Annotated in this window: 13 protein-coding genes and 1 pseudogene; 8 read left to right on the forward strand and 6 right to left on the reverse strand. The window is 72.2% G+C overall.

Features of this window, described 5'->3' with window-relative positions; all coding sequences use genetic code 11:
- Positions 1–15 precede the first annotated feature (15 nt).
- The 4 genes from ACFY5B_RS19455 to ACFY5B_RS19470 all read left to right on the forward strand — a co-directional run bounded on the left by ACFY5B_RS19455 (position 16) and on the right by ACFY5B_RS19470 (position 3,678).
- The gene (locus ACFY5B_RS19455; RefSeq protein ID WP_389970597.1) at positions 16–633 is read left to right on the forward strand and encodes an RNA polymerase sigma factor; all 618 of its coding nucleotides are present in this window, start codon (positions 16–18) and stop codon (positions 631–633) included.
- 140 nt (positions 634–773) lie between these two features.
- Positions 774–1,565, forward strand: a complete 792-nt coding sequence (locus ACFY5B_RS19460; protein ID WP_389970600.1) for a hypothetical protein — start codon at positions 774–776, stop codon at positions 1,563–1,565.
- 383 nt (positions 1,566–1,948) lie between these two features.
- Positions 1,949–2,623 carry an RNA polymerase sigma factor gene (locus ACFY5B_RS19465; RefSeq protein WP_389970603.1) on the forward strand — a complete coding sequence of 225 codons (675 nt, stop codon included), beginning with the start codon at positions 1,949–1,951 and terminating at the stop codon, positions 2,621–2,623.
- On the forward strand, positions 2,623–3,678 hold the full coding sequence (locus ACFY5B_RS19470) for a hypothetical protein (RefSeq protein WP_389970606.1): 1,056 nt from the start codon (positions 2,623–2,625) through the stop codon (positions 3,676–3,678). Before ACFY5B_RS19465 ends, ACFY5B_RS19470 begins: the two co-directional genes overlap by 1 nt.
- Before the next feature lie 202 nt (positions 3,679–3,880).
- On the opposite strand, the gene ACFY5B_RS19475 is transcribed toward ACFY5B_RS19470, so the two are convergent.
- Entirely contained in the window at positions 3,881–4,747 is an 867-nt protein-coding gene (locus tag ACFY5B_RS19475) for a L,D-transpeptidase family protein (protein WP_389970608.1), read from the reverse strand.
- Positions 4,748–4,887: 140 nt separating this feature from the next.
- On the opposite strand from ACFY5B_RS19475, the gene ACFY5B_RS19480 reads away from it, so the two are divergent.
- Positions 4,888–6,468, forward strand: coding sequence for a methylmalonyl-CoA mutase (locus tag ACFY5B_RS19480; protein WP_389970611.1), 1,581 nt, complete (start codon positions 4,888–4,890; stop codon positions 6,466–6,468).
- Positions 6,469–6,512: 44 nt separating this feature from the next.
- Positions 6,513–7,160: a leucine efflux protein LeuE gene (gene leuE / locus ACFY5B_RS19485; RefSeq protein WP_389970614.1), complete on the forward strand. Its 648-nt coding sequence runs from the start codon at positions 6,513–6,515 to the stop codon at positions 7,158–7,160.
- Positions 7,161–7,217: 57 nt separating this feature from the next.
- Here leuE and ACFY5B_RS19490 read toward each other — a convergent pair.
- From ACFY5B_RS19490 to ACFY5B_RS19510, 5 genes and pseudogenes are all read right to left on the reverse strand, one after another.
- Positions 7,218–7,929: pseudogene (locus tag ACFY5B_RS19490) on the reverse strand (FAD-dependent monooxygenase); the annotation flags it as partial.
- A complete protein-coding gene (locus tag ACFY5B_RS19495) occupies positions 7,832–8,797 on the reverse strand; it encodes a class I SAM-dependent methyltransferase (RefSeq protein ID WP_389970617.1) in 966 nt (321 codons plus the stop codon). The gene ACFY5B_RS19495 and the pseudogene ACFY5B_RS19490, both read right to left, overlap by 98 nt.
- 64 nt (positions 8,798–8,861) lie before the next feature.
- Positions 8,862–10,016, reverse strand: coding sequence for an acyltransferase family protein (locus ACFY5B_RS19500; RefSeq protein ID WP_389970620.1), 1,155 nt, complete (start codon positions 10,014–10,016; stop codon positions 8,862–8,864).
- Positions 10,017–10,194: 178 nt separating this feature from the next.
- Positions 10,195–11,526: an alpha-2,8-polysialyltransferase family protein gene (locus ACFY5B_RS19505; RefSeq protein ID WP_389970623.1), complete on the reverse strand. Its 1,332-nt coding sequence runs from the start codon at positions 11,524–11,526 to the stop codon at positions 10,195–10,197.
- The gene (locus tag ACFY5B_RS19510) at positions 11,526–12,512 is read right to left on the reverse strand and encodes a glycosyltransferase family 2 protein (RefSeq protein WP_389970626.1); all 987 of its coding nucleotides are present in this window, start codon (positions 12,510–12,512) and stop codon (positions 11,526–11,528) included. Before ACFY5B_RS19510 ends, ACFY5B_RS19505 begins: the two co-directional genes overlap by 1 nt.
- Positions 12,513–12,710: 198 nt before the next feature.
- Here ACFY5B_RS19510 and ACFY5B_RS19515 point away from each other — a divergent pair, with 198 nt between their 5' ends.
- A complete protein-coding gene (locus tag ACFY5B_RS19515; protein ID WP_389970628.1) occupies positions 12,711–14,081 on the forward strand; it encodes a DUF6716 putative glycosyltransferase in 1,371 nt (456 codons plus the stop codon).
- A 35-nt stretch (positions 14,082–14,116) separates the two neighbouring features.
- Positions 14,117–15,361 (forward strand): cytidylyltransferase domain-containing protein, encoded by a 1,245-nt coding sequence (locus ACFY5B_RS19520; RefSeq protein ID WP_389970630.1) that lies wholly within the window; start codon positions 14,117–14,119, stop codon positions 15,359–15,361.
- The last annotated feature ends 2 nt before the right edge of the window (positions 15,362–15,363 follow it).

Below are 15,363 nucleotides of genomic sequence, written 5' to 3' on the forward strand. Positions count from 1 at the left end.
GGACGAGGACGGTACTTGGGTCAGGGAGCACAGCCCCGGCGCGGGCAGGCGTACGACGGGGAACTGGGCGCGGCCGTCGCGCGGGCCCAGCAGGGTGACGAGGCGGCCTTCGCGGCCGCCTACCGGCTCGTGCAGCCCGGACTGCTCGGCTATCTGCGCGGCCTGGTCGGGGACGACGCGGAGGACGTGGCGTCCGACGCCTGGCTGGAGATCGCCCGGGACCTCGGGCGGTTCCGGGGCGACGGGGCCGGCTTCCGCGGCTGGACGGCCACCATCGCCCGGCACCGGGCGCTGGACCACCTGCGCCGGCAGCGGGTACGGCCGCGCTCGTCCGCGCTGGAGCAGGACGTCCTGGAACTGCCCGGACCGCAGAGCACGCACGACCAGGCGCTGGAGGCCATCTCCACCGCCCACGCCCTGGAGCTGGTCCGGGGGTTGCCGCGGGACCAGGCCGAGGCCGTGCTGCTGCGGGTCGTGGTCGGCCTCGACGGCCCTGCCGCCGCGCGGGTCCTGGGCAAGCGGCCGGGTGCCGTACGCACGGCGGCCCACCGGGGTCTGAAACGCCTCGCCGGGCAACTGGGCGCGGAGAGAGTGACGGATGAGGCTCCCCGGACGCTGGGTGAGTCGACGTAGCGGAACCGGTGGTTTCGCTGGTGGCCGCGCAGGGTCGCGCGGGCTCGGCGCCCTGAACAGGGCGGACCGGCGGGACGTACTGGGGCCCGGTGCCGGAGTGGCAACGGGATCGATCGGATCGAGCAGGGACGGAAACGGACATGGGTGAACGGCCGAGCGACGGCGGGCTTTCCGGCCGTGGTTCCCGCCATGCCCTCCTCGACTCCGGCGTGGAGGCGCTGCTCGTCGCCTCCCTCGTCCGCGACGGTGTCGACGCCGAGGCCGAGCAGCGGGCCGTGGCCGCCTTCCTGGCCGCCCGCGACGCCGGGGCCCTGCGCACGCGTACCCGCCGCCGGGACGACTGGCGCGCCCGCGAGCGGCGTCACCTGGGGCGGTCCCTGAGGACGACACTCTCCGTGCTGCTCGCCAGCCTCACGCTGGGCGGCGTCGCCGTGGCGGCGATCGGCGTGGCGGGATCGCCGCAGGAAGGCACGAAGGACACACCGGAGCGCAGGCCCGCCCCGAGCAGCACCCCGCGCGACCCGGCGGGACAGCCTCCCGGCGGCAGCCACAGCCCCGGCGCCGGCCCCGGCTCGGCCCCGGCGCACTCCGGGCGGCCGGCCCCCGCCCAGGACACCGAGGCGCAGTGCCGCGCCTACGAGGAGGTCCGGCAACGGGGCAAGGCGATGGAGGCGTCGGCCTGGCGGCGTCTCGTGGCCGCCGCGGGCGGTGAGAGCAACGTCACTGCGTACTGCTCCGGACAACTGGACGAGCCGCAGGACAAGGACGGTGGCTCCGGGAACGGCGATGCCGCCGGGAACGACGTCGCGCCCACCGCGAACAACGGCGCGGGCAACGGGTCGAACCACGAGTCGGACCAGAGCGCGGACACCGGCGCGGGCAAGAGCCGGAGCGAGGACAAGCGCTCCCGGCCCAACGGCCGTCACCCGTAGCGGACTTTGCGAAGGCGGTCCGTCATGGCAAGAGTGATGCCGCGAACCCTCCCGCTCCCCGCCATGGCAACGGCCGAGGCCGCCACCCCCCACAGGAGAGGCCCCGGCCGTCGCGCGGCACGGGCCGCGCGGCGGCCCGTACTCCCTACAGCGCCCGGTGTGCGTTTTCTGTCACACCCCTCCGCGTCACGGCTTAGTTGCATCCTGGACGGACATGGACGGGGAGTGGTTTCAGGTCGTAACGTGCCATTCGCGCCAACGCGAAGGCGGTACGACCACCGCGACCACCTGCGGTCTTGATACCGCGACCAATGATTGAGGAACCACGACGGCGAGAACCCGGTCCGCGAAAGCGGCGCCGGTTTAGGCGCATAAGGGGTGCGGTGCTGGGGGACGACGCGGAGCTGACCGCCGCGGTGCGCGCGGCACAGAACGGAGACGAGAACGCGTTCCGGACTGTGTACCGCACCGTGCATCCGCGGCTGCTCGGTTACGTACGGACGCTGGTCGGCGACCCCGACGCCGAGGACGTGACGTCCGAGGCGTGGCTCCAGATAGCCCGCGATCTGGAGCGGTTCACCGGCGACGCGGACCGCTTCCGCGGCTGGGCCGCCCGGATCGCCCGCAACCGCGCACTGGACCACATACGCATGCGCGGGCGCCGGCCCGCGATCGGCGGCGACGAGACCGAGCTGACCGGCCGGGCCGCCGAGTCGGACACCGCCGGCGAGGCCATCGAGGCGCTCGCCACGAACGGCGCGTTCTCTCTGATATCCCGGCTGCCGCAGGACCAGGCCGAAGCGGTCGTGCTGCGTGTGGTGGTGGGGCTCGACGCGAAGACCGCAGCCGAGACGCTCGGAAAGCGCCCGGGCGCGGTCCGTACGGCGGCGCACCGGGGCCTGAAGCGGCTCGCCGAACTGCTCGGCGACGACCCGCAGGCCGATCCGGAATCGGCCGGGGTGCTCGACGCCCTGCCGCCCCAGAGAGAACCGCGCGGTGGTGCGGTGACGTCCGCAGGTGTGACGCACAGCGTCGCGCGGACGCAGAAGGATGTGTGATGGCCGACGAGCAGTACAGGTGGCTGGACCGCGAAACGGCGGAGCGTTTGCTGAGCGGAGAGCCACCCGGAGCTGTCGAAGGCGCCGGCCGGGAGCAGGCCGAACACCTTGCCAAAGCCCTCGGCGCGCTGTCCGCCGTACCCCCGCTGACCAGCGATGAACTTCCCGGTGAGGCCGCCGCGGTGGCCGCTTTCCGCAAGGTCCGCGCGGAACGCGCCGACGCGGCCGCAGCCCGTACGGACACCGGGGGACAGGCCGCCGCCCCCGTCGCCGACGCAGGGCTGGTCCGGATCGGAACCCCCGGTGACACCGGCACCGGCACCGCTTCGCCGCCCCGCTGGGCCCGCCCCGTACGCCTTGCCATGGCCGCCGCGCTGGCCGTCGGCATGGCCGGCGGGGTCGCCCTCGCGGCCGGAACCGGAGTCCTGAGGGCGCCGTTCGGGCAAGACGAGCCCCAGCCCGGCGCCTCCGTCTCGGCCCCCGTCACCCCTCCGGAGCGCCCGCTGGTGTCTCCGTCGCCGAGCGACGCCGTTCAGGGCGGTTCCGCACCTGACGACGCCCCTCCTCAGGGCCGGGGCGAGCAGCGCGACGACGCCGCCCCGGCGCCGGACGAGCACAAGGACCGCTCCGGCGGCCACCGAAGCGAGATCACCGCGGCCTGCCGAGACCTGCGCGACGGAAAACGGCCGGACCCCGACCGCAGGCGAGCCCTGCGGGACGCGGCGGGCGACCTGCGGGTGTGGAGGTTCTGCAAGGACGTCCTGTCCTCGGCGGGTCCCCGCTCGAAGGAGCCCCGCAACGACGACCGCGCGGACCAGGGACACCACCAGGGCAAGGGCGCGGACCGGGACCGGCAGCAGGACCGCAAGCAGGACCGCACGCAGGACGGGAAGCAGGACGGGAAGCAGGACGGGAAGCAGGGCAAGGCCGAGCGGAAGGCCGACCAGCAGGCCGACCCGAAGGCGCAGAAGCGGTCCCGGAAAGGTGACGACGACGGTGCGGGCGCGGACCGCGGTCGGCTCCGGACGGACAGAACCCCTCTCGCACCGCTGTGACCTGGGGTTTCGTATCCCGTGAGAATGGTTCGGCCGATGGGTGTGACGTTTTCGGCCGCCCCGGCGCAGTAATGAGTGAGCCGACTGGTCATCGGCCGTCGCACAGAGCCGGGGTTCCCCCCGTACCTACGGCTCGTGCACTGAGCGCGGGCGGGACACGTTCCCCCGGTCCCGCCCGCGCCCCAACTTCCTCTCCCCGCTGTCACCAGGACACGACGACCTTGTCGCCGTTGCGGACCTGCGCGTACAGCCGTGCGATCGCCGCCTCGTCCCGTACGTTGACGCAGCCGTGCGAGGAGCCCGCGTAGCCCCGGGCGGCGAAGTCCGCCGAGAAGTGCACGGCCTGGCCGCCGCTGAAGAACATCGCGTACGGCATGGGCGAGTCGTAGAGCGTCGAGACGTGGTCGCGGGACTTCCAGTAGACGGAGAAGACGCCCTCCCGGGTCGGCGTGCCCCGCGAACCGAAGCGGACCGCCATCGTCGACACCGTCCGCCCGTCGACCATCCAGCGCAGCGTCCTGCTGGTCTTGTCGATGCACAGCACCCGGCCGGACCGGCAGCGCGCGTCCGGCGGGTCGGCCGACTGGCCGCCCATCAGATAAAGGTCCCAGCGGCCCGGCTCGCGCGTCATGCCCAGCAGCCGCTGCCAGGTGACGGCGTCGGCCCTCCCGGTGCGCGGCAGCCCGCGCTTGCCCTGGAAGCCGCTGACCGCCCGCTGCGTCGGCTCGTCGTACGTCCCGGTCGGCCCCTCGAAGAGCCAGGCGACCTGGCGCAGCCGGGCCTGGAGCTCCCGGACGTCGCGGCCGGTGTCGCCGCGTGACCACAGCACGCGGGGCGGGGTGGGAGCGGCGCGGGGCTTGCCGTCGCCCGAAGGCGGCGCGGAACGCGGCGTGGCGCCGCCACCGGCCGGCGTACGGCCCGGGGACGGGGTGCTGCCGGGGGACGGGGTGCTGCCGGGCAGCTCGATGTGCACCGGCGAGCGGCGCTTGCCCTCGCCGTCGGGCGTCTGCACCGTGCAGCCGGTCAGCGCGGCCAGTACGGCGACTCCCGCTACGAACGCTCTCCCCATGCCCGTACTACGCACACGGCCCCCCGCTCGTCTCACCGGCACGCCCGGATGTCACCTGAGATGTTCCCCGGGCGTGACCCGTCGCGAACCAGGGGGCATGGTGGTGAGCGAGGTCACTGCTCTGCGGGAGGCAACCCACCATGGCGCGTGAGTCGGAGTCCGGACTGCCCATCGAGCCGCTCTACGGTCCGCAGCACCTCCAGGGCTGGGATCCGGAGGAGAAGCTGGGGGAGCCGGGGGCGTACCCGTACACCCGTGGTGTGTATCCGTCGATGTACACGGGCCGCCCCTGGACCATGCGCCAGTACGCCGGTTTCGGCACGGCCGCGGAGTCCAACGCCCGCTACCGGCAGCTGATCGCCCACGGCACGACGGGGCTGTCGGTCGCCTTCGACCTGCCCACCCAGATGGGCCACGACTCCGACGCGCCGATCGCCCACGGCGAGGTCGGCAGGGTGGGGGTGGCCGTCGACTCGATCGAGGACATGCGGGTGCTGTTCGGCGGGATCCCGCTGGACCAGGTCTCGACGTCCATGACGATCAACGCCCCGGCGGCCCTGCTGCTGCTCCTGTACCAGCTGGTGGCCGAGGAGCAGGGGATCCCGGCGGACCGGTTGACGGGCACGATCCAGAACGACGTGCTGAAGGAGTACATCGCCCGGGGCACCTACATCTTCCCGCCCAAGCCGTCACTGCGGCTGATCGCGGACATCTTCAGGTACTGCCGGACCGAGATCCCGAAGTGGAACACCATCTCGATCTCCGGCTACCACATGGCCGAGGCGGGTGCCTCGCCCGCGCAGGAGATCGCCTTCACCCTCGCCGACGGCATCGAGTACGTGCGCACCGCGGTCGCGGCCGGCATGGACGTCGACGACTTCGCGCCCCGCCTGTCGTTCTTCTTCGTGGCCCGCACGACGTTGCTGGAGGAGGTGGCGAAGTTCCGTGCGGCGCGGCGGATCTGGGCGCGGGTGATGCGTGAGGAGTTCGGTGCGAGGAACCCCAAGTCGCTGATGCTGCGCTTCCACACCCAGACGGCCGGGGTGCAGCTGACGGCCCAGCAGCCCGAGGTCAACCTGGTCCGCGTCGCGGTGCAGGGGCTGGCCGCGGTCCTCGGCGGGACGCAGTCGCTGCACACCAACTCCTTCGACGAGGCCATCGCCCTGCCCAGCGACAAATCCGCCCGCCTCGCCCTGCGCACCCAGCAGGTCCTCGCCCACGAGACCGACGTGACCGCCACCGTCGACCCCTTCGCCGGGTCCTACGTCATCGAGAAGATGACCGACGACGTCGAAGCCGCCGCCGTGGAGCTGATGGACAGGGTCGAGGAACTCGGTGGCGCCGTCAACGCCATCGAACACGGCTTCCAGAAGGGCGAGATCGAGCGCAACGCCTACCGCATCGCCCAGGAGACGGACTCCGGCGAGCGGGTCGTGGTCGGCGTCAACCGCTTCCGGCTCGACGAGGAGGAGCCCTACGAGCCGCTGCGCGTCGACCCGGCCATCGAGGCCCGGCAGGCCGAACGCCTGGCCACCCTGCGCGCGGAGCGCGACCAGTCGGCGGTCGACGCGGCCCTGGCCGCGCTGAGGAAGGCCGCCGAGGGCGAGGACAACGTCCTCTACCCGATGAAGGAGGCACTCAAGGCCAGGGCCACCGTCGGCGAGGTCTGCAACGCGCTGCGCGAGGTGTGGGGGGCGTACGTCCCGTCCGACGTCTTCTGATCTGCGACCGGGCGATGTCAGACCCGCGTGCGAAACTCATTCGCATGTTCGGTGTCGTCGATCTGCCCACCTACCTGGCGGGCCTCGTCCTGATCATTCTGCTGCCCGGTCCCAACTCGCTGTACGTGCTGTCCGTGGCCGCCCGCCGTGGCGTGCGCGCCGGGTACACCGCCTCGGCCGGAGTCTGGTGCGGGGACACGGTGTTGATGACGCTGTCCGCTGCCGGGGTCGCCTCGCTGCTCCAGGCGAACGCCGTGCTGTTCGCCGTCGTCAAGTACGCGGGGGCCGGATATCTGACCTGGCTGGCCATCGGCATGCTGCGGGCCGCGTGGGGCATGTGGCGGACCCGTGGGGAGCGGGCCGAGGGTGACGAGGCGTCCGTGCCCGCCGAGGAGCGGCCCTTCCGCCGTGCCTTCGTCGTCAGCCTGTTCAACCCCAAGGCGATCCTCTTCTTCGTCGCCTTCTTCGTGCAGTTCGTGGACCCGGGCTACGCCTACCCCGCCCTGTCCTTCGTCGTCCTCGGCGCCCTCGCCCAGTTCGCCAGCGTGCTCTACCTCAGCGCGCTGATATTCGGCGGCACCCGGCTGGCCGCCGCCTTCCGCCGACGCAGGCGCCTGTCGGCGGGGGCGACCTCGGCGGCCGGTGCGCTGTTCCTCGGGTTCGCGGTGAAGCTGTCGCTTGCGAGTTCATAGCGCTCCGGGGCGGACGAGGTACAGGCCGGGCCCGTACACGGCCGGTGCAGGGCCCGTAAAGGAGTCGAGCAGGGCCGGGTCCGCGCCGTCGCGCAGCACCGCGCCCAGCTTCCAGCCCAGGTTGTAGGCGTCCTGGACGCTGGTGTTGAGGCCCTGGCCGCCGGCGGGGGAGTGCACGTGCGCCGCGTCACCGGCGAGGAAGACCCGCCCGGAACGGAAGCGGTCCGCCAGGGCCGCCCGGGGGGCGGAAGTCCGAGGCCCAGCGCAGCTCCGTCACGGATCCCGCTGCGAGGTGCGACCGCGCGGCGACGACCTTGCGGACGCCCTCCAATGAGAGGTCCGGGGCCGTCCCGTCGGGGCACTGCGCCATCAGCTGGAAGTCCTCGGTGCCGGCCAGCGGGCAGATCGCGAGGAAGCCGCCGCCCGCACCGGGCGGGAGGACCTGCCAGTCGTCCCGGCCCAGGCCGCTGATCCGGACGACCGCCACCAGCGTCGGGTTCGGGCCGACCGGCTCGCCCGTCATGCCGATGCCGAGCAGCCTGCGCACGGTCGAGCGGCCACCGTCCGCCGCCATGGCGTACCGGGCGGTGACGGCCTCGCCCGAGGCCAACTCCGCACGCACCCCGTCCGCGTCCTGCGTCAGCCCGACGACCTCCCGGCCGAACGCCACCTCACCGCCCAGCTCCTCCAGCCGCGCCCGCACGATCCGCTGCGTGCGCCACTGTGGACCGTTTCGCGCGGGCCCGCCGTACGGCCCGGGTGACGAGGGGCGGCAGCAGGTCCTTGGCGAGCCGGCGGGCCCTGGACGGGGCGGGGCGGGCCGGGCGGGCCGCCCGCGTCTCGGTGGCCATGGGGGCGGCCGCCGGTGCGGGCTCCACGTAGTGCCGCGAGGGCGGGAAGGCCGGTGGCTTCATGCCCCGGGAGCGGGTCCGGATCAGCCGGTGCCCGGCCGCCTCCTGCACGCTCAGCCCGACGTCCGAGCGCTGCCGCAGCATCGCCAGCAGTTCCTCCTGGAGCGGCTCGGGGTCGCCCCAGGTGGCGTACATCTTCTGTGTGCTGAGGCAGATCGGGCGCAGACCGCGGTTGAGGACGGCCTCCCAGGCGGCGACCGAGACACCCGGGGTGTGCTCGGACCGGAAGTCGTCCAGGACCACGACGCCCTCGGGCAGCAGGATGTCGTGGGCCGCGCCGATGTCACCGTGCACGTGCTCGTACAGGTGGGAGGCGTCGATGTGGATGAAGCGACAGGAGTCCGGGGACACCTTCTCGTCCACGAGGGAACTGGGGCCGGTGATCACCGTGGGCAGGGTGTCGTGGAAGGAGAGGTAGTTCCGCTCGAACGCCTGCTGGGTGAGGGAGGCGTACGACTTCGAGGACTCCGCCTTGTTGGCCTCGTCCGGGGCGTCGCCCTCGAACAGGTCGCAGACGGTGAACCGCTCGCCGTCCTGGAGGTGGTGGCCGAGGAGGATCGCGCTCTTGCCCAGGTAGACGCCGAGCTCCAGCAGGTCACCCTTTATGCCGGACTTCTTCTGCTGTTCGAGGAACCAGGTGAACAGCGTCTGGTCCAGGGCCGGGAACCAGCCGGGGACGTCGGCGAGTTCGCCGGGGTGCGTGTCGGTCGCTTGTGCGTGGGTCATGGGACGAGCCTTCTCTCTGAGCGTTGCCCCGATCGACGGCCGGCTGAACGTCCCGTGAACAGCGTCAGCGGGTCTTCGTCAGGGCCGCCCGCAGCCGGGGCGTCAGCGGCTTCTCCACATATTTGTGCAGCAACCACGCCAGCAGCAGCATTGACGCCACCGTCAGTACGAAGGTCACCCCGGACGCCAGCCCCAGACCGCGGTGCAGGGCCTGGATCACCACCCAGCCGAGATGCTCGTGGACCAGATAGAAGGGGTACGTCAGCGCGCCCGCCACCGTCAGCCACCGCCAGTTCACCCGGCTCAGCAGACCGAGCGCGATCGCGGCGACCGCCACGAAGCCGAACGTGACGACGGCGACGATCCCGAACGAGGAGCGGTAGGAGAAGGCCTCCGGGTCGGGGGCGTGCCACAGCGACTGCACCGCGTAGTGCTGGCCGATCAGCCAGCTGACGGCCACGATGCCCCACCCGTAGACGTCCCGCCGGTCGCGGTGCACGAGGTAGAGGCCGACGCCGCCGATGAAGAAGGGCGCGTACTCGGGCATCAGGACGATGTCGAGCAGCGGCATGTTCGCGTTCTCGGCGATCACCGCGGCCAGCGTCCAGCCCGCGCAGAACATGATCACCCGTTGGCGGTTCGCCCCGGGCAGCACGACGCACAGCGCGAACAGCGCGTAGAAGCGGACCTCCGCCCACAGGGTCCAGCACACCCCGAGCACCCGGTCCACGCCGAGCGGCATCTGGAGCATGGTCAGGTTGACCAGGGCGTCGCTGGGTGAGACGGCCTGGTAGGCGACCACCGGCAGCGCGAACACCGCCGTGACGATGAGGACCGCCGCCCAGTAGGCGGGCAGCAGCCGGGAGGCGCGGGAGGCGAAGAACGACTTCAGGGGACGGCCCCAGCCGCTCATGCAGATCACGAACCCGCTGATCACGAAGAAGACCTGGACGCCGAGGCAGCCGTAGGCGAACAGCGTGTGCAGGGTGGGGAACTGGTCTCGGGGCGAGGTGCCCCAGGCCTGGGCGACCTCACCACCGCGCCCGCCGTAGTGGTACAGCGCCACCATCAGCGCGGCCACCAGCCGCAGTCCGTCGAGGGCGCGCAGCCGCCCGGCGGAGTCGTTTCTGCGCCGTGGGACGGTCGTGGCGCCCGGTGGTTCGACCAGCACGGCGACGCCGGGCTGTGGCTTGCGGGTGCTGACGACCGTCTCGGTCACGCTGGAAACCTCTGTGTGGTTCGTATGTCCTTCGCCTGAGCCGCCTGTGGGCGGGCGCCTGTCACCCTAGGACGAGAGTTGACGGAATTACGTTCGATGGCGACAGGCTTCGCCTGCCGGTCCCCATGGGTTCATCTGGATGTCGCCGGGGCCGGTCGGGCCCCCGGGCGGGACCGGCTCAGCGGCGCACCGCCTTGCGCAGGGCCCGGGCCCGCCGGACCACCCGGCGTGCCGTGGAATTGCGCGGCAGGAACGCCAGTCGCTGCGGAATGCCCCCGGGCAGCCCGAGCGCGGTGAGGCGGCGCTTCTTGAAGTAGCGCCGGGTGCGCGGGCCGAGGTGCCGGGCGAGGAACTGCTCGGCCTGCGGGCGCAGGTCCGGGTAGATCTGCGGCTGCATGGTGAATCCGAGGGCCGTGACGAGGGCGGACAGCCGCTCGGCCGGCAGGAGGTCACCGTCCTGGCCGCTCTCGAGGTCGGGCAGCAGCGCGTCCGCCAGGGCGGTCGGAACCCGGTTGCTGTTCTGGTACGGCGTCAGCCGCTCCAGCAGCAGCTCGGTCCCGATGCGGGCGACGGGCAGGTCGTAGAAGGCGGAGGCCGTGAACAGCGCGGTCGAGAAGCAGCCGACGACCAGCGCGGGCCGGGCCCGGTCGAACAGCACCTCGGCGAGCACGGGCGTGTCCAGGACCGTGAGGTCGACGCCGAGCTTCTCGGCCTCGGTCTCCAGGGCGCGGCTGTAGCGGGCCGGTGCGGTCGGGTGGGGCTTGAAGACGACCGTGCGGTGGCCGCGGGCTACGGCGCCCCGCATCATCCGCACGTGCAGGTCCTCTTCCTCCTCGGGGGAGAGGATGTTCAGCGCGGAGAGGTACTGGCCGAGCAGCAGCGCCGAGTCGCCGGGCGGGGCGGGCAGTTCGGGCACGGTCTCGGTGACCTCGCCGAGCACCTTCAGGAACGCCGGCGTCGGCACCAGGTGCGCCGGCACGCCGAACTCGGTGAGCAGCATCGGTGTGAGCCCCGGCACCAGGTCCAGGTGCAGCAGCCTGCGCACCCGCGTGCCGACCAGCGGGTCGAGCTTGTTGCGGGTGGGGCCGTAGCTCATCAGTCCGTCGGCGTAGACGTCGACGGGGGCGTCGGTGAACAGCTGGGCCACCGTCAGGGCGGGAGCCACCTGGATGGATTCCAGCACCAGGCTCACCCGGTCGTCGCCGAGGCCCCACAGCAGCCGCAGGTAGCGCTCGAAGAGCGGGACGTCGTCGGCGCGCGGCGTCCACGCGCCGGGGTGGAAGGGGCGGATGGCCTCGTTCCAGGACAGCACCTCGTCGAAGTGCTCGCGCAGCGGCGCGAAGCCGGGCATCTCGTCGAGGGCCGGAGTGGTCTCCGGGGTCGCGGAGTTGTTGAACACCAGCAGCACCCGGCGGTCGGGCTCCTCGAAGAGGTCGGAGTCGATCGCGGCGGCCAGGGTGGCGACGCCGTACAGCGTCGACGCGCAGAAGATCTGAGTGGTCCCGGGCATCAGGCGGCCGCTCCCGTCGTGGTCACCCGGCGTCGCAGCCGCCGCAGCTTGGACGAGCGGTCCATGTCCATGGCCTCCAGTGCGTCGGTGAGTGCGTCCTGCGGCATGCGCTTGATGGCCGCCGCGCTCATCGACCGCAGCTGCCTGGCCACGGCCGGTTCGAACCTGTCCTCGTTGGAGAGGTGGTGGGCGATGATCGCGCAGTAGGTCCGCACCGCCTTGGGCAGCAGCCGGTCGGCGTCACGGTCCGCGGCCGTCTCCTCGATCACCTGGTCGAAGGCGCGGATGAAGTCGAGCTGGCGCACATCGCCGATCTGCGTCAGGGACGAGGCCACCCCGCGCCGGTAGAACACGCCCAGCAGGCTGACCACGGCGAACGACTCCGCCTCGCGGTGCAGCTTCCAGATCCACGGCCGGTCCTCCGCCGTGCGCAGCCCGTCGGTGAAGTGGAGCACGCCCCTGTCGGCCAGGCGGCGGTGATAGGCGCCGGCCCAGGCGTAGGCGTAGTCGACGGAGGTGGAGCGGTGGGCGGGGAGGATCGCCTCCCGCGGGTCGAACGCCTCCCAGCGCCGTCCGACCGGGACCCGGTGCACGGAACGGGCGCGCGCGGTGGCCTGCACATGGTCGGTGCGCACGAAGTCGCACCCCAAGTCGTCCATCGCGGACACCAGTTCGGCGAGGTAGCCGGGGGCCAGCCAGTCGTCACCGTCCAGGAACGTCAGGTACTCGCCCTGCGCCGCGTCCAGGCCGGTGTTGCGCGCGGTGGCGAGCCCGCCGTTGCGCTCATGGCGGATGTACCGCACCTGGGCCACATCCGAAAGCTCCTCGGCCGCTCGTTCGAGAATGGCCGGAGTTTCGTCCTTGGAATGGTCGTCGACCAGGATGAACTCGAAATCTCGGTCGGCGTTCGACCGAAGGCTTCTGAGGGTGTCCGGGGCATATTGCTGCACGTTGTAGAACGGCACGATCACGGAAAGCTTAGGCACCCGCAAAACGTTAGGAGGCCGCCCGGCAGCTGAACTTTCCGATGAAGGTACACCGGGTGAACTCAATGTGTCAGAACGGTGCACCGCGTGTACTTCCCGCCTTCCGGCAGGCCAGTTCGGCTCTCGGTGGGCTGTTGTTAACTTTTCGTTGAGTCGCGGTTCCGCCATACCTAGGATTCGCTTCCTAGCGTCTTCGACGTGCCAGCAAGTACACCGAAGCGCCCGCGAATCGCCGTCCTCGCGGACAGCGACACCCGATGGAAATGGGGTGCGCTGACCGCGGACCGCATCGCCCCGGGACCGTCCATGGAAGCCGCACCGCGCGAAGCCGCGCAAGCCGGCCCCCTCCTCGACGGATTCCTGCTGCGCGGCCGGGCGACGCCCACCCCGCGCCAGCTTCAGGAAGTGGGCGTGCGCGCCGACTCGCTGCGGGAGGTCACCGCCGTCGAGTTCCTGCGCGCCATGGCCGAGGGCACCTACGACGTCCTGGTCCTCTCCCTGGTCGGCGGTGGTGTGCAGGCGATGCTGCACGGCCTGGCGCGCGTCTGGGAGCACCGCGCCTCCCGGCCCGTCGTCGTCACCGGCTACGTCGGTGTCGTCTACGAGAAGCTCGCCGACGGCCTGCTGCTGCGGCACGGCGCGGACCTGGTCCTCGCCAACTCCCGCCAGGACGCGGACCGTTTCCGGGCCGTCTACGAAGGGGTCGGCGCGGACGCCTCGGCGGTGACCGAGGTGGCCCTGCCCTTCCTCGGCGGCGCGCCGTACGAAGGTGAACACGACCCGTCTGCGAAGCAAGGGCGCAGGCCCTACACGGTCGTCTTCGCCGCCCAGCCCTCCGTCCCGGACAGCCGCAAGGACCGCACGTACCTGCTGAACCGGCTGGTGCAGCACGCCCGCAGGCACCCCGAACGGCAGGTGCTGCTGAAGCTGCGCTCCAAGCCGGGCGAACACACCACCCACATCGAGGAGTTGCCGTACCAGAAGCTGGTGCAGCGCCTCGATCCGCCCGCCAACTTCAGCCTGGTGTACGGCAACATGGGTGAGGTCCTGGACCGGACCGACCTGCTGGTGACGGTCAGTTCCACGGCCGCCCTGGAGTCGCTGCACCGCCGTATCCCGACCGTCGTGCTGACGGATCTCGGCATCCGCGAGTCGCTCGGCAACCACCACTTCGTGGGCTCCGGCTGCCTCGCCTCCTGGGACCAGCTCGACGCCGGGCACCGGCCCGTGCCCGACGAGGAATGGGTCGCCCGGCAGGGCGTCGCCGCGGACGGCAGCTACGACTCGGCCTTCGACGCGGCCCGCGAGCGCATCGCGAAGCTGCTCGACCGGCCCGGCGGCCTGCCCCCGCTGACCCCGTACTACACCCCCGTCACCGCGCCCGGCTATCTGCCCGGGATCCTCGCCCGCCACCACCTCGGCCCGGACGGCACCCCGCTGCCCGGCGCGCCCGCCGCCGACAAGGACCCCGGACCGGTCCGCCAGATCGTGCGCCGGGCGGCGCGCGGCGCCTACCGCCACGGCGTGCAGCGCGTGGCGCCCGTCATCCGGCGGATGGGGGAGCTGTGAGCCGCCCCGAGACCCCAGCCCAAGGAGTAGACCCCATGTCCCATCCGCAAGCGGGCCGAGGCGCCTCCGTGCGCCGCGTGCTCGCGGTGATCCCCGCGCGCGGCGGCTCCAAGGGCGTGCCCGCGAAGAACCTCCTGCCCGTCGGCGGTGTCCCGCTGGTGGCGCGGGCGGTGCGCGAGTGCCGGTCGACCCGGCTGGTGACGGACGTCGTGGTCTCCACCGACGACCAGGCCATCGCGGCCGCCGCCCGCGAGGCCGGTGCCGAGGTCGTGCTGCGGCCCGCCGCCATCGCCGGCGACACCGCCACCTCCGAGGCCGCCGTCCTGCACGCCATGGACGCCCACGAGGCCCTGCACGGGGCGCCGGTGGACGTGGTCCTGCTCGTGCAGTGCACCAGCCCGTTCATCGTCCGCGAGGACATCGACGGGGTGGCGGGCGCGATCGCCGAGAACGGCGCCGACACCGCGGTGACCGTGGCGCCGTTCCACGGGTTCATCTGGAGGGACGCCGACACCGAGGCCACCGCCGGGGAGGTGACCGGCGGCTACGGCGTCAACCACGACAAGTCCTTCCGGCCCCGCCGCCAGGACCGCCCCCAGGACCTGCTGGAGACCGGCGCCGCCTACGCGATGGACGCGGCGGGCTTCCGCAAGCACCAGCACCGCTTCTTCGGACACACCGAACTCGTCCGGACCGATCCGGCCCGCGTGCTGGAGATCGACGACCCGCACGACCTCGCCCGCGCCCGGGCCCTCGCGCCGCTCTTCGACGCGGACCGCCCCGGCGCCCTCCCGACCGCCGACGACATCGACGCGGTCGTCCTCGACTTCGACGGCACCCAGACCGACGACCGGGTGCTGGTCGACTCCGACGGACGGGAATTCGTCTCCGTGCACCGCGGGGACGGACTCGGTATCGCAGCCCTCCGTAACAGCGGGCTGAAGATGCTGATCCTGTCCACGGAACAGAACCCTGTGGTCGCCGCCCGGGCCCGGAAGCTCAAGCTCCCGGTGCTGCACGGCATCGACCGCAAGGACCTCGCGCTGAAGCAGTGGTGCGAGGAGCAGGGCATCGCGCCGGAGCGCGTGCTCTACGTCGGCAACGACGTCAATGACCTCCCGTGCTTCGCCCTCGTGGGCTGGCCCGTGGCGGTCGCGAGCGCCCACGACGTCGTGCGCGGCGCCGCACGCGCGGTCACCACCGTCCCCGGCGGTGACGGCGCGATCCGGGAGATCGCCAGCTGGATCCTCGGCCCCTCTCTCGATTCCCTCACCAAGTAAGG

It is taken from the genome of Streptomyces sp. NPDC013187 (assembly GCF_042899705.1).
Classification (GTDB): Bacteria; Actinomycetota; Actinomycetes; order Streptomycetales; family Streptomycetaceae; genus Streptomyces; species Streptomyces hawaiiensis_A.

Coding starts and splice junctions, on each gene's coding strand:
- ACFY5B_RS19460 (WP_389970600.1), top strand. CDS start 774: ATGGGTGAACGGCCGAGCGACGGCGGGCTTTCCGGCCGTGGTTCCCGC.
- ACFY5B_RS19470 (WP_389970606.1), top strand. CDS start 2,623: ATGGCCGACGAGCAGTACAGGTGGCTGGACCGCGAAACGGCGGAGCGT.
- ACFY5B_RS19475 (WP_389970608.1), bottom strand. CDS start 4,747: ATGGGGAGAGCGTTCGTAGCGGGAGTCGCCGTACTGGCCGCGCTGACC.
- ACFY5B_RS19480 (WP_389970611.1), top strand. CDS start 4,888: ATGGCGCGTGAGTCGGAGTCCGGACTGCCCATCGAGCCGCTCTACGGT.
- leuE (WP_389970614.1), top strand. CDS start 6,513: ATGTTCGGTGTCGTCGATCTGCCCACCTACCTGGCGGGCCTCGTCCTG.
- ACFY5B_RS19495 (WP_389970617.1), bottom strand. CDS start 8,797: ATGACCCACGCACAAGCGACCGACACGCACCCCGGCGAACTCGCCGAC.
- ACFY5B_RS19505 (WP_389970623.1), bottom strand. CDS start 11,526: ATGCCCGGGACCACTCAGATCTTCTGCGCGTCGACGCTGTACGGCGTC.
- ACFY5B_RS19520 (WP_389970630.1), top strand. CDS start 14,117: ATGTCCCATCCGCAAGCGGGCCGAGGCGCCTCCGTGCGCCGCGTGCTC.